The organism is Natrarchaeobius versutus (genome assembly GCF_041205745.1).
GTDB classification, from domain to species: Archaea; Halobacteriota; Halobacteria; order Halobacteriales; family Natrialbaceae; genus Natrarchaeobius; species Natrarchaeobius versutus.
Window position 1 is genome coordinate 331,941 of record NZ_JBGFCC010000001.1, and the last position, 13,364, is coordinate 345,304.

General features: G+C 61.8%; 12 protein-coding genes and 1 pseudogene. 5 read left to right on the plus strand and 8 right to left on the minus strand.

Going from position 1 to position 13,364, the window contains the following annotated elements; all coding sequences use genetic code 11:
• Positions 1–137 precede the first annotated feature (137 nt).
• On the plus strand, positions 138–1,481 hold the full coding sequence (locus AB7C87_RS01610) for a RimK family alpha-L-glutamate ligase (RefSeq protein ID WP_369727652.1): 1,344 nt from the start codon (positions 138–140) through the stop codon (positions 1,479–1,481).
• A gap of 126 nt (positions 1,482–1,607) precedes the next feature.
• On the plus strand, positions 1,608–1,841 hold the full coding sequence (locus tag AB7C87_RS01615; protein ID WP_369727653.1) for a PRC-barrel domain-containing protein: 234 nt from the start codon (positions 1,608–1,610) through the stop codon (positions 1,839–1,841).
• A 60-nt stretch (positions 1,842–1,901) separates the two neighbouring features.
• Here AB7C87_RS01615 and AB7C87_RS01620 read toward each other — a convergent pair whose 3' ends face one another.
• From AB7C87_RS01620 to proC, 4 genes are read right to left on the minus strand one after another with little or no spacing between them, the layout of a single operon-like run.
• Positions 1,902–2,327 (minus strand): hypothetical protein, encoded by a 426-nt coding sequence (locus AB7C87_RS01620; protein ID WP_369727654.1) that lies wholly within the window; start codon positions 2,325–2,327, stop codon positions 1,902–1,904.
• A 51-nt stretch (positions 2,328–2,378) separates the two neighbouring features.
• Positions 2,379–3,707, minus strand: a complete 1,329-nt coding sequence (locus tag AB7C87_RS01625; RefSeq protein WP_369727655.1) for a glutamate-5-semialdehyde dehydrogenase — start codon at positions 3,705–3,707, stop codon at positions 2,379–2,381.
• Positions 3,700–4,533, minus strand: a complete 834-nt coding sequence (gene proB, locus AB7C87_RS01630; RefSeq protein WP_369727656.1) for a glutamate 5-kinase — start codon at positions 4,531–4,533, stop codon at positions 3,700–3,702. The genes AB7C87_RS01625 and proB overlap by 8 nt, the downstream gene beginning before the upstream one ends.
• Positions 4,526–5,302 (minus strand): pyrroline-5-carboxylate reductase, encoded by a 777-nt coding sequence (proC, locus tag AB7C87_RS01635; protein WP_369727657.1) that lies wholly within the window; start codon positions 5,300–5,302, stop codon positions 4,526–4,528. The genes proB and proC overlap by 8 nt, the downstream gene beginning before the upstream one ends.
• A 301-nt stretch (positions 5,303–5,603) precedes the next feature.
• On the opposite strand from proC, the gene AB7C87_RS01640 reads away from it, so the two are divergent.
• Positions 5,604–5,798, plus strand: coding sequence for a reverse transcriptase-like protein (locus tag AB7C87_RS01640; RefSeq protein WP_369728370.1), 195 nt, complete (start codon positions 5,604–5,606; stop codon positions 5,796–5,798).
• Between the two features lie 138 nt (positions 5,799–5,936).
• On the opposite strand, the gene AB7C87_RS01645 is transcribed toward AB7C87_RS01640, so the two are convergent.
• Both AB7C87_RS01645 and AB7C87_RS24180 read right to left on the minus strand, forming a co-directional pair.
• Positions 5,937–6,785: a hypothetical protein gene (locus AB7C87_RS01645; protein WP_369727658.1), complete on the minus strand. Its 849-nt coding sequence runs from the start codon at positions 6,783–6,785 to the stop codon at positions 5,937–5,939.
• Between the two features lie 83 nt (positions 6,786–6,868).
• Positions 6,869–7,081: pseudogene (locus AB7C87_RS24180) on the minus strand (hypothetical protein); the annotation flags it as partial.
• A 613-nt stretch (positions 7,082–7,694) separates the two neighbouring features.
• Between AB7C87_RS24180 and katG the strand changes: the two are divergent.
• Entirely contained in the window at positions 7,695–9,878 is a 2,184-nt protein-coding gene (gene katG, locus AB7C87_RS01650) for a catalase/peroxidase HPI (RefSeq protein WP_369727659.1), read from the plus strand.
• Positions 9,879–10,150: 272 nt separating this feature from the next.
• Here katG and AB7C87_RS01655 read toward each other — a convergent pair whose 3' ends face one another.
• Complete coding sequence (locus AB7C87_RS01655; protein WP_369727660.1) at positions 10,151–10,741, minus strand: DNA-3-methyladenine glycosylase family protein; 591 nt, start codon at positions 10,739–10,741, stop codon at positions 10,151–10,153.
• 63 nt (positions 10,742–10,804) lie between these two features.
• Positions 10,805–12,688 (minus strand): L-aspartate oxidase, encoded by a 1,884-nt coding sequence (locus AB7C87_RS01660; protein ID WP_369727661.1) that lies wholly within the window; start codon positions 12,686–12,688, stop codon positions 10,805–10,807.
• 144 nt (positions 12,689–12,832) lie between these two features.
• Here AB7C87_RS01660 and AB7C87_RS01665 point away from each other — a divergent pair, with 144 nt between their 5' ends.
• Positions 12,833–13,360: a metal-dependent hydrolase gene (locus AB7C87_RS01665; RefSeq protein ID WP_369727662.1), complete on the plus strand. Its 528-nt coding sequence runs from the start codon at positions 12,833–12,835 to the stop codon at positions 13,358–13,360.
• Positions 13,361–13,364: the final 4 nt, after the last annotated feature.

Here is a 13,364-nt window from a genome sequence, read left to right on the forward strand (position 1 = left end):
TCGTTTTGGATCAGTGTTTCGCACTCGACGGTGCTGGTGCGTTCAACAGTGGATTGGGACACTGTGTCGTCCGCTACTGACTCGCTTCCTGCGGATTAACTGCGAATACTTATCCGCCGGCTTCGTGTTGGATACGTATGAGCGACGCCGACACCGTCACGGTCGGGGTATTGAGTTTACACACGAGTAAGGAGACCAAGGCTATTCTCAACGCGGTCGAGGCGCTGGGTCACGAAACGGAGTGGCTTCGAACCGAAAACACCGCGATCAGCGTCACCGACGGGAGCGTCGTCCTCGAGCCGTCGGTCGACGTTATCGCAAACCGAATGTTGCTCTCGAACACCGAACAGCCGGCCGAGGAACTCGGGCTCGCGAACACGTTCTCCCAACTCGTCCCGACGCTCAACGAGCCGAAATCAGTGCTGACGGCGATCCACAAGCTCTCGACGGCGACGACGCTCGCGGCCAACGACGTCCGGACCCCCGACGTCACCCTCGCGCTCAACAGCGAGGGGTTGAACGCCGCTCGAGAACGGTATGGCGAGGAGGCGGTGTACAAGACCGCGATCGGAACCCACGGCGGCGGCACCTGGAAAGTGGGGCCCGACGAGCCGGTCAACGCCAAGGTCGGAAACCGGTACGCGTTCTTACAGGAGCTCGTCGATCGCGACGACGTGAGACACCACGATGTCAGGGTGTACGTCGTCGACGGCGAGGTTATCAGCGCGATGTACCGATATGCGCCCGACAACGACTGGCGGACGAACGTCGCCCTCGGTGGCTCCGTCGAGAGCGCAATCGACGACCTCCCCGACGAAGTCCGAGAGATGGCCCAGCGAGCGGCCGATGCGATCGGGCTCGACTACGCCGGCGTCGACTTAGTCGAGAGCGAGGAGGGATGGTTCGTCCTCGAAGTCAATCCGACGGCCGGCTTCAAGGGACTGTACGAGGCCACGCACGTCAGTCCCGCCCCCTACATCGCAAAAGTCGCGATCGAACGCGCCGGCGGCGACGTCGACGACGAACGAGTGGAGGAGCTGTCCGCGGTGCTCGACGCCTCCCAGCCGACGGCACAGCCGATCCAGACCACACAGCCGAGCGAGGAGCCGGCCGTAATCGGCTACACCGAAGAGGTCGTCCTCTCGGGGACGAGCGGGTCGAAGTCCATCGTCGCGAAGTCCGACACCGGTGCGACGAGGACGAGCATCGACACGGCGCTCGCGGCCGACATCGGCGCCGGCCCGATCAAGTCGATCACCCGCATCAGATCCGGCAGTTCGAAGACCGCGAAGAGTCGGCCCGTCGTCGACGTCGTCGTCGGCGTTGGCGGCAACCAACACACCGTCACCGCGAGCGTCGAGGACCGAAGCCACATGGACTACCCCGTCCTCCTCGGCCGGGACATCCTCGAGAACTACCAGGTCGACGTCAGCCGCCGAATCGACGGCGACGGCGCGGACACCCCCGAAGAAGAGGAGTAACGGGCGCAAAACAACCCTCGACGGCTCTGGACGACTCGAGTCGAGGTACTCGTCGCCGGCACCGATCCAACCGGTGATTTCCCCCACCGATTATTTTATTGATCAGTTACGCTAACAGGTAGACGCATGACGACGGTCCTCGCATCCACGCTCTCCAACAAACCGGTGATGGGATCGGACGGCAAAGAACTCGGAACGGTTCACAACGTCACGATGGACGTCGAGACCGGTGCGCTCGAGCACGTGCTCGTCACGCCGAAGACCGACGACGTTCGACGCTTCGAGACGAACGACGACGGGACGTTACTCGTTCCCGCGGAGAAGGTCCAGAACGTCGACGACTACCTAATGGTCGAGTGACCAACGGCCCGTAGACGCCCGGCGAAACTCGACCAGAGTGTCCGGCAGAATCCGTCCGGGTTAGCGGTCGCGAGCGCGATCGGCTGCGGCCCTCGCCGCGATTCCGAATCCGGTCCCGATAGCCGCGATGGCGAGGCCGGTGACGGCAAACCCCAACGCGATGGCGACGAACGTGGAATCGCCGTTCCCGATGGCGAGTTCGTCGAAACCGAACGCATTCCCGAGGGCGCCGAGAGCGGTTACGACAGCGATCGGTACCGCACCCACGGCGAGTCCCGCCGGCACGCCACACCTCGCGTACACTCCGATGGTCGCGGCGAGTCCGGGACCGTAGAAGAGCAAAATCGCCGCGCCCACGGATTCGATCGGGCGACCGAGTGCGACCGAAGCGACGATTACAGCCGCGGCCACGACGGCGTATCCGCCGACGAGACCGAACCCTCGTCGCCAGCTACCAACGAGCAGAGCTCGGTCGAGTGATTGCACGGCCGAAACGTATTGGTATACAACAAAAACGCCGTCGGTACTCGACGCTCGTCACTCCGAGAGCGATCCCGGCGTCCACGAGCCGTCGAAGTCCTCGTGACGGTACTCCTTCCCGTCGGCGCCCGCGTAGGTGCCGACGCAGTGGCCGTCACCCTCGAGGTAGTACTGGTAGGTGGTCAGCCCCTCGAGCCCGACCGGGCCGCGGGCGTGGATCTTGCCGGTGCTGATGCCGACCTCAGCGCCGAGGCCGAACCGGTAGCCGTCGCTGAACCGGGTCGAGGCGTTGTGAAAGACCGACGCGGAGTCGAGGCTCCGCATGAACGTCCCCGCGCGGTCGGCGTCGTCGGTGACGATCGACTCGGTGTGTTTCGAGCCGTAGGTGGTGATGTGTTCGAGTGCTGCCTCGAGCGAGTCGACGACGCGGATCGAGAGGATCAGATCGCCGTACTCGCTCGACCAGTCTTCCGCGGTTGCGGTCTCGACGTCGACGATCGAGCGCGTGGTCTCGTCCCCGCGGACCTCGACGTCCGCCCCGGCGTAGCGTTCGACGATCGCCGGCAGGAACGTCTCCGCGACGGCCTCGTGGACCAGGAGGGTCTCGACGGCGTTGCAGACCGCCGGATACTGTACCTTCGCGTCGTAGGCGATCTCCTCGGCCATCTCGAGGTCGGCTTCGCTGTCGACGTAGACGTGACAGACTCCCTCGGTGTGGCCGAGGACGGGAATGCTCGTGTTGTCCTGGATGTAGGAGACGAACTCGGAGCTCCCGCGGGGCATGACGAGGTCGATCGCATCGTCCATCTCGAGGATCGTATCGACGTCCGCGCGGGCCTCGATAAGTTGCGCCCATCCGTCGGGCGCGTCGGCCGTCGCCTCGCGGATGATCTCGTACAGCACGCGATTCGACTCGCTCGCCTCGCTCCCGCCTTTCAGGATGACGGCGTTTCCGGACTTACAGCTGAGCGCGGCGATCTGGACGAGCGCGTCGGGGCGTGACTCGAAGATCGTCCCGACGACGCCGATCGGGACCGTCTGTTCGTACAGTTCGAGCCCGTCATCGAGTGTACGCGCGGTTCGGGTTCGGCCCAGGGGATCGTCCTGTTCGGCGACGCTCCTGACCATGTCGGTGATGCTCTCGAGTTTTGCCGGCGAGAGCTTCAGTCGGTCGACCAGCGCCTGGCTGTACTCGCCGGCCTCGAGGAGTTTCTCGCCCTCGCGGACGTCGACCGCGTTTGCCTCGAGGATTTCGTCGTGGCTCGCGTCGATCGCGTCGGCGATCGCGTGTAACGCCTCGGAGCGCCGCTCGTCGGAGTACTTCGCGAGTTCGAGCGCCGCGGCCTGTGCCTCCTCGACTTTCGTCTCCGTCGATTTCTCAGTCATCGATGACACCGTTCGTTGGGACGAATACGGTCCCGACCGTCTTCCCACCAGCGATCTTCTCGAGGACGTCGGACTCGGTCGACTTCGCGATAACGGCGGGGATGCCGTGTTCGCTGACCGAGCGCGCGCCGGCCACCTTCGTCTGGATGCCGCCGAAGGTCGCACTCGCACTGCCGTCGACGATCTCCTGGACTTCGGCGTAGTTTCGGCCGACGGCCTCGATCCGTTCTGCGTTCGGTTCTTCTTTCGGGTTGCCCGTGTAGACGCCGCCGACATCGGTGAGCGTGACGAGCAACTCGCTGTCGACGCCGACGGCGACCGACGAGGAGAGCATGTCGTTGTCGCCGATCCGGATCTCCTCGGTTGCGACGGCGTCGTTCTCGTTGATGATCGGGACGATGTCCCACTCGAGGAGCGTCTCGATCGTGTTCTTGAAGTTCGTAAACCGATCGGGGTTGTCCAGATCCTTCTGGGTCAATAGGATCTGGGCGACCTTCCGATCGTAGCGTTCGAAACTCTCCGTATACCGGCGCATGAGGTGGGACTGCCCGACCGTCGACAGCGCCTGGGACTCCTCGACCGTTTCGTCCGTGTAGCCGACCCGTCCCATCCCCGCGCCGACGGCCCCCGAGGAGACGAGCACGACTTCCTTATCGCGCGAGAGCAGATCGACGACGTCGTCGACGAGTTTGTCGAGTTTCTCGTCGTCCAGATTCGACTCCTCGTCGGTCAGCGAGTTCGTCCCCGCTTTGACGACGACGCGTTCGGCGTCCGCCGCGAGCCGTCTCGCTTCCTCGACGACGCCGAGTTCGACGGTCTCATTCATCGTCGAACGCCTCGGCTAACTCCGCGGATCGTTCCTCGGCCGCCGACACCGCCTCGCCGACCGCCTCGTCGGCCGTACTCTCCCAGAGGGCCTCCATCCCTTCGATCGTCGTTCCCTTCGGCGAGCAGACCGCGTCGATCAGCTCCGCGATGTCCCGATCGGAGCGCAAGACTGTCTCAGCCGCACCCTTGAACGTCTGGGCGGCGAGCACCTCCGCGTCCTCGGGCTCGAGTCCGGCGTCGACGCCGGCGTCTCGCATCGCGCCGATCAGGTAGAAGACGAACGCGGGACCGCTTCCGTTGACTGCGGTCGCGATATCCATCTGGGACTCCTCGACCTCGACGAACTCGCCGACGGCATCGAGAAGCGCCTTCACGTCGTCGGGGATCTCCGATCCAGTCGCCGCGGCCGCCATGTTCCCCGTCTCCGCGGCGAGATTCGGCATGATTCGGACGACCGCCGCGTCGGTGTACTCTTCGAGGGCCGTCGTCGGGACGCCGGCGGCGAACGAAATGAGCGTCTGCTCCGGCGAGAGATCGAGATCGGTCACGACGTCGAGGACGAGCCCCGGTTTGACGGCGACGACGACGACGTCGGTGTCGCTGGCGGCCGCCGGATCGGTCGTGGTCTCCGCACAGTCGTCCGATACCGCCTCGAGCGCCGCCGGATCGACGTCACAGGCGATCACCGTGTGCTCATCGATCCTCGAGAGGCCCCGTATCAGGGCGCTCCCCATGTTTCCACACCCAATGACGCTGGCACGTACCATTCTATGTATAGCACACGAAGCGAGGGGGACATAGCAACTTTGATTTCGACTCGAATCGGCCCCACCGAGATTTGAACCAACAGGAGACGTTTCGGGCATGCGGTGCTTCGACTCCCGAGCCTTCGTTTGCGGTGCTCACGGAGACGGGGCCTCTCCGAAGGCTACCGCACGTCCAGGTTATCTGACGACAATACGAATATAGTGACTGACGAGAACAACCTTCACATCTTCCCAGTGTACTTCGCTACTATACATCGAGGATATACGTTGATGGTGGCACTCGACCGACGAACTCCGATCCATCAGCTATTGGCTACATCATCAGTACAGACGACTCGACCGAGCAGGGAAGCTACTACATCGGAGAAGCGACCAACAACCAGCCGAGTATCACGCCCCAATCAAAGGGCTTCAGACGGCTCGACAGAGAGGGTGTACCGACATGGTGGTGAAAGGATATTCACAACCTGTTGTCAAACATATGAGGAGTGAGTAGAGGTGAACGACTCGGAGCTTCAAACCTTGTGGGAGCGTGTCACAAAGTTAGCCAACGGGTTTGAGGAGTTCGACACCCAACAGAGACCACCAGAATAGAACACGACAGTGGGTCGCCTGGTTAACTGTGCGCTTTCAACTATGTAGATGGCCAATCGTCAGATGCAAATTCTTGTAGGTCAGGGTGACCAATAACTGCTTTTGTGTCTTCGCTTAGTTTGTTAAAGTCATCTGTATGCTTAACTTCCATTCTGACAGACTGCCACTTTTGATGTCTCACGACGACTAATACGGGTATCTCATCAATATCTAATAATTTGCTCATCGCAAGCCTGTTGTGAGCAGTGTTATTAAATATTAACTCTCCATTCCTTCCAATATTTATACTAATTGGCCAAGGCTTTGCAAAGACAGGTTCACCATCCTCCTTCTCTTCAAGTTCGTATTGTGTTTGAAAGCCGTGCTCCTGTATATCTGCATATAACGACTTTTTATTATGTATTTGACGTTCGAGGTATTCATCATCTTTTCTACTTATCCCCCTAAGCCTATATTGCCACATATATTCTGTTTCTTCTAACGGGTCACCTTGTTCGTAGTGCTGATATAAACCACTGTACACTCTGTCAAATTTGTATGGCTTTTTATACAAGTCCCAATCTCCAGACAGTATTATACCCGCAAAAATAAATGGGTTAAAGCGTCCTTTTTCCATTTTATGTAAAGGCATCTTTGATGGTGTATAGAACCCGCGAGTATACTCGCTATCTATTAGAAGGTAATTAATATCGTTCGGACTAATATGTGTATATGCATTCGGATTTTTAATTTGGGAGTGTTTTATTTTCACGAAACGTCGGTATATATTTCGGTATAAAAAATCAGTGCGATGGAGCCGTCGATAGAGAAATGGTGGACCCTCCAATAAAAGTGATTTAACACCATCTTCTCTCGCTTTATTGATAGCCTTTGAGGTGAGTCCGGCCATTCGTTGGTGTAAACATATCTTTCGAACATCATATTTGTTTTCAATTCTACCTGTATCGTTTCACATATAGTAGCCACTGCACGTCATTGCACACCCGATCGCCAAACAGTTCGGCGATCAGTGTGTACATCGTTGCAGTTGTTACTATAGTGTCCTCGAAAAGTCTTGGAGTTGCTCCGATACGCCCTTCGTATGGTCAACTCCCCAGACGTCGCTCCGTATGAGCTACGCACTTCGTCCCACTTTCGACGCCTTCTGCTCGAAGCACAGAGATACTCATCCACCAACTGCTCGTCGCCGTTACACCAGCAGTAAAGCTATGAGACAAGAGCCATGTCTGGCTCTGACGGAGACGTGTAGCCTTGTTAGGGCTTGCCACAGTCGAAGCACGGCCTCATCCACATCTCCATACTCGACGTATGCCTCGATAGTCCGACGGGCTTGTGTCGGCGTTACGTCTGGCGGTTCACGGGCATACTCTTGGTCGCTCAGAGGCATCTGTGCGCCCGTAGAGCCGTTGCTGTTGGCTTCGGCAGTACTCTTCTTGCACTACTCGGACGACTGTTGGACGACTCTCGACTGTCTCAAGGCCGTTGAAGACGTCCCCTGTCAGCACGACGTAACGGCTCTCGTATATTGTTTGAGTGGAGTGAAGATGGACTCGCGGGGAATTCCGTCAGCGCTCGAGTGCGTGGTTCCCACACAGTGATCTTTCCTGGTTCATGTCGTCTCCGATTTTCCCGGTCTGTGCCGTCTCCGACTTCGGGCCGATCCCCGATGCGTGTCGTCACTCGGCCTACGCTGGCCACGCCGGAGAATCCACTGATCCGAAAGAAAGTTTTACCGAAGTCGAAGACTTCGTTATCGAGTTAGACAATCTTAATAGGCGAACGCGACAATTGCCGGGTGATGACTCGATCAAACCAGGACTGGTGGCCGAATCGGTTGAGCGTTTCGATGCTCGATCAGAACGTCCGCCCGTCCGACCCGATGGACGAGGACTTCGACTACGCCGAGGAGTTCGAGAAACTCGACCTCGACGAAGTGAAGGCCGACATCGAGGACGTCATGACGACCTCCCAGGACTGGTGGCCGGCCGATTACGGCCACTACGGGCCGCTTTTCATCCGGATGGCGTGGCACAGCGCCGGAACGTATCGAACCAGCGACGGTCGCGGCGGCGCCGCCGGCGGTCGACAGCGCTTTGCGCCGCTGAACAGCTGGCCGGACAACGCGAACCTCGATAAGGCACGCCGGCTCCTGTGGCCCGTCAAGCAAAAGTACGGCCGCAAACTCTCGTGGGCCGATCTGATGGTGCTGTCCGGAAACGTCGCTCTCGAGTCGATGGGGTTCGAGACGTTCGGCTTCGCCGGCGGACGCGAGGACGACTACCAGCCCGACGACGCCGTCGACTGGGGGCCCGAAGACGAGTGGGAAGCGTCCGACCGGTTCGCCGAAGGGGGCGAACTCGAAGGAACCCTCGCCGCCACTGTCATGGGTCTGATCTACGTCAATCCGGAAGGCCCGGACGGCGAGCCGGACCCGGAGAAGTCCGCAGAACGGATCAGAGAGTCGTTCGGCCTGATGGCGATGGAAGACGAGGAGACGGCCGCACTCATCGCCGGCGGCCACACGTTCGGGAAGGTTCACGGTGCTTCCGACCCGGACGACCACGTCGGACCGGAGCCAGAGGCGGCCCCGATCGACAAACAGGGGCTGGGCTGGGAGAGCAGCCACGGCTCCGGGAAGGGGGCCGACACGATCACCAGCGGGATCGAGGGCCCGTGGAACGCCACGCCGATCCAGTGGGACATGGGCTACGTCGACAACCTGCTCGAGTACAAGTGGTGGCCCCAGAAGGGCCCCGGCGGCGCCTGGCAGTGGACCACCCAAAACGGCGAACTCGACGAGGCGGCTCCGGGCGCGGAGGATCCCTCGGAAAAGGAAGACGTGATGATGCTGACGACGGACATCGCGCTCAAGCGCGATCCCGACTACCGGGAGATCCTAGAGCGCTTCCAGGAGAACCCCCGGGAGTTCCAGGAGGCGTTCGCGAAGGCCTGGTACAAGCTGATCCACCGCGATATGGGCCCGTCGGAACGGTTCCTCGGTCCGGAAGTGCCGGACGAAGAGATGCTCTGGCAGGACCCGATCCCCGACGCCGACTACGACCTAATCGGCGATGCCGAGATCGACGAGCTCAAAGCGGAGATCCTCGCCTCGGAGCTATCGATCTCCCAGCTCGTCAAAACCGCCTGGGCGTCGGCGTCGACCTACCGCGATAGCGACAAACGCGGCGGCGCCAACGGCGCGCGAATCCGCCTCGAGCCCCAGAAGAGCTGGGAAGTCAACGAGCCCGACGAACTCGCGACGGTGCTCTCGATCTACGAGGAGATCCAGGAGGAGTTCAACGGCTCGCGATCCGACGACGTGCGCGTCTCGCTCGCCGACCTCATCGTACTCGGCGGCAACGCGGCCGTCGAAGAGGCCGCGGCCGAGGCGGGCTACGATGTCGCGGTTCCGTTCGAGCCGGGCCGCACCGACGCATCCCAGGAACAGACCGACGTCGACTCCTTCGAGGCGCTCAAACCCGAAGCCGACGGCTTCCGTAACTACTACAGCGACGAGGCCGACCGTTCCCAGGAGGAACTGCTCGTCGACAAAGCCGATCTCCTGAACCTGACGGTGCCCGAGATGACGGTTCTGGTCGGCGGAATGCGCGCGCTGAACGCGACCTACCAGGACTCCGAACTCGGCGTCCTCACCGACCGCCCGGAGACGCTGAGCAACGACTTCTTCGTGAACCTCCTCGACATGGACTACGAGTGGGAGACGTCCGAGGAGTCCCAGGACATCATGGGATGGGAAGCGCCCGCCGACTCCGAAAACGGCGAGATCTTCGAACTGCGAAACCGGGAGACCGGCGAACTCGAGTGGACGGCCACCCGTGCGGATCTCATCTTCGGTTCGAACTCCCGGCTTCGAGCCGCGGCGGACGTCTACGCCTCCGACGACGCCGAGGAGAAGTTCGTTCGCAACTTCGTCGACGTCTGGACGGACGTGATGACGCTCGATCGCTTCGACCTCGAGTAATCGGGCGTCGAGCGCACGACGACGTTCACTACTTCGGTTGGTCGTCGACCGACGACCCATCCCGATTCGAACAGTAGCGGCCCTTACTCGCTCCTGAAGACGATCTTGTTCCCGTCGATCGTTTTTATCCGTACGTTTTCGATCGGGTTCGCCGCCGTGTGTCGAGACCGGATGGCGCCTCGTTCATCGTATCTGATTACGCGGGTCGCGGCGGTGCGTAAACCGCTTTTTCTCCGGCTCCGCTTTCACCGGCTCCGACGGCGTCTCCATCGTTAGTCTGACTCGTATTCGGCCCAGATGTATCGCGTCGCGACGCTGCGATACGGTCGCCAGACCTCGGCGATTTCGCGCATCTCCTCGCGGGTCAACTCTTCACCGTCGGCGTACAGTTGCTCGATCCCGCGGCGGACAGCGAGATCACCCAGCGGGAGGATATCAGGGCGCTCGAGGACGAACAACAGGTACATCCGGGCGGTCCACGCGCCGATGCCTTTGATCTCGGTCAGCAGGTCGACCACCTCCTCGTTGGTGTGGTCGGCCAACCCTGCCCGCGAGTAGTCGTACTCCTGAAACGCTCGCGCGGCGTTTCGCGTGTACTCGACCTTCTGTCGCGAGAGACCCGCGTCGCGCAGTACGTCGTCGTCCGCTGTGAGGACACGCTCGGGCGTGATCTCGTGCTCGAGGGCGTCGAAGAACCGCTCGCGGACGGCTGCGGCGCTCGCCGTCGAGAGTTGCTGGTTGATGATCGAAATGCAGAGTCGTTCGAATTCGTCCCAGTTGGGTTCGACGTAAGGCTCGTGTCGCTCGAGGAGTGTCGCCATCACGGGATCGCTCCGGAGCACGGATTCTGCCTCGTCTAGCATCTGGGTGAAGGGAAGGGACTCGAGGGGTCAAAGCCCTCTCGGTCTCGGTCTCAGCCGCAGTTGTCACTCGAGGTGGTGGTAGTGGAGTTCGTATCCTTCCTCGAGTGCCGCTTTAACGGGGGCGCTCGGTTCGTCGACCTCGCGACGGTCGATCGCGAACTGCCCCTCGTCGGCCGATACGAGAAGGGAGACACGCCAGTCCGAACCGGTCTCGGGGTAGTCGGTTCGGTGATGTGCCCCTCTGGATTCGGTTCGGGCCAAGGCCGTTCGAAGCGTCGCTTCGGCGACGGTGAGGCTAAACGAGAGGTCGACGGCGTACTCGAACGATCGCGAGGGAATCCCGCCGTCGACGCGCAGGTCGCGCGTTCGATCGCGGAGCACCTCGAGTTCCTCGAGCCCAGCCCTGAGCCCTGACTCGTCACGAAGAATGCCGGCGTGGTGCCACAGCAACTCGCCGAGCTCCGCGAGTAGCGTCGTCGGCGACACGTCTCCGTCGGCAGCCGCAAGCGACTCGAGTGCCTGAAACTCTCGCTCGGCGAGGGCTCGTTGCTCGTCAGTCACCGACGGGGAGCCGTCCGACGTGCCGACTTCGGTTGCGACGTGGTCACCGACGAGTTTGCCGATTGCGACGGTTTCGGCGAGCGAGTTGCCGCCGAGTCTGTTCGCACCGTGGACGCCAGAAACGGCTTCTCCGACGGCGTAGAGGCCACATACGCCGGTTTCACCGGTGTGGAAATCGATGTCGATGCCACCCATCGTGTAGTGTGCGGTCGGTGCGACCTCGATCGGCTCTTTGGTGATATCGACGCCGAGGGACGTGAAGCGCTCGACCATCCGCGGCAACCGCTCTCGAATGTAGTCGCCGTCGCGATGCGAGATGTCGAGATAGACGCTGCCGTTCTCGGTGCCACGTCCCGCGTCGATCTCCCGGGCGATCGCCCGTGCGACGACGTCTCGCGCGTCGAGTTCCATCTGCTCCGGCGAGTATCGCTCCATGAACCGCTCGTTCTCGGTGTTGTAGAGTCGTCCGCCCTCGCCCCGCACGGCCTCGGTGACGAGTCGTCCGTCCCACTGCTCGCCGTACCGTTCGCCGACCATGCCGGTCGGGTGGAACTGGACGAATTCGAGGTCGAGCAGTCGGGAACCGGTTTCCAGCGCCAGCGCCTGTGCGTCGCCGTTGTTCTCGTCGTCTCGCGAAGAGTGTCGATCGTAGAGCGCGGAGAAGCCGCCGGCTGCGAGAACGACGTGGTTCGAGCGGAAGAGGAGTCCGCGGCCCGACTCCATGTCGAAGCCGGCAGCACCGAAGACGCGCCGACCGTCCGAGAGCAACCGCGTGATCATCACGTTTTCGCGGTGGGGGATCTCGAGTTCGCGTGCTCGATCGATCAGGGTCTCGAGCATCGCCTCACCGGTCCGATCGCCGACGAAGCAGGTCCGACGGTACGACTGCGCGCCGAAGTACCGCTGGTTGATCGCCCCGTCGTCAGCCCGGTCGAACGGCATTCCCCACTCCTCGAGTTCGCGGATCCGATCCGGCATCTCTCTGGCGGTCAGTTCGACCGCTTCGGGGTCGTTCAGATGGTGCCCCTCGTTCAACGTGTCCGCGGCGTGAATCGTCCAGTCGTCTTCCTCGTCGAGGGAGCCGAGTGCGGCGTTGATCCCGCCGGCCGCCCAGGTCGTGTGTGCGTCGCCGTGATCGCGCTTTCCGATCACCAGCGGCTCGAGGCCGGCCTCGGCGAGGCTGATGGCAACGCGAGCACCCGCCGCTCCGGCGCCGATGACGAGTACCGGCGTCGTGACGACGTCGTACTCGAGACCCTCGCCGTCCGACGACGACCGGCGCTCTGGTTCAATTCGGTTTGCGACGCCGGAACCGCCGGCTGCGCCGCCGGAGCTCCCACGCGCAACACCGGTCGGTTCGCGGTCGTCAGCGGGCATTTCTGTCATACATATGATGTTGGGGGCGAGCACACTTACCGACCGTCCCAAACGATGCAATTCGGCGGGTAGCATGCCTTTGACGTGTGTTTGGAGGGCTTTAATCTCCGGGCAACTGTTTACCCGACTCGAGCGCGTAACCACTACCGACGGATGCAACCGGTCGTCCACCTCGTCGTCGGCTACATCTGTTATGCGGCCTACGCGCGCTGGCGTCTCGACGGCCCGCCGGCCGACGCCCCGGCGCTCGCAGCCATCGGCGGCGCGGCACTGCCGGATCTGATCGACCAGTCGCTGGCCGCCGCCGGGATCACCGGGGTAACCCGAACGATCGGCCACTCGCTGCTGTTCGTCGTCCCGCTCGTCGCCGTCGTCTGGCTCTACACCCGCGCTCGAGACCGCGAACTGCTCGGCGTCGCCTTCGCGATCGGAATCCTCTCGCACATCGCGACCGACATGCCGTGGCACGTGCTCGCCGGCGACTACGACGAACTCGGCTTCCTTCTCTGGCCGATCACGCCGATGCCGGAGTACAGTGGCGTGAAGGAACTCGGGACCGTCGCCGGCGTCGAGATCACGACGTTGTGGCTCGAGGCCGTCATCTTCGTCGCCGGCATCGCGCTCTGGTGGCAGGACGGGCGGCCGGGACTCGAGGCGGTGTGGCAATTTGTCCGGGGCTAGCTGG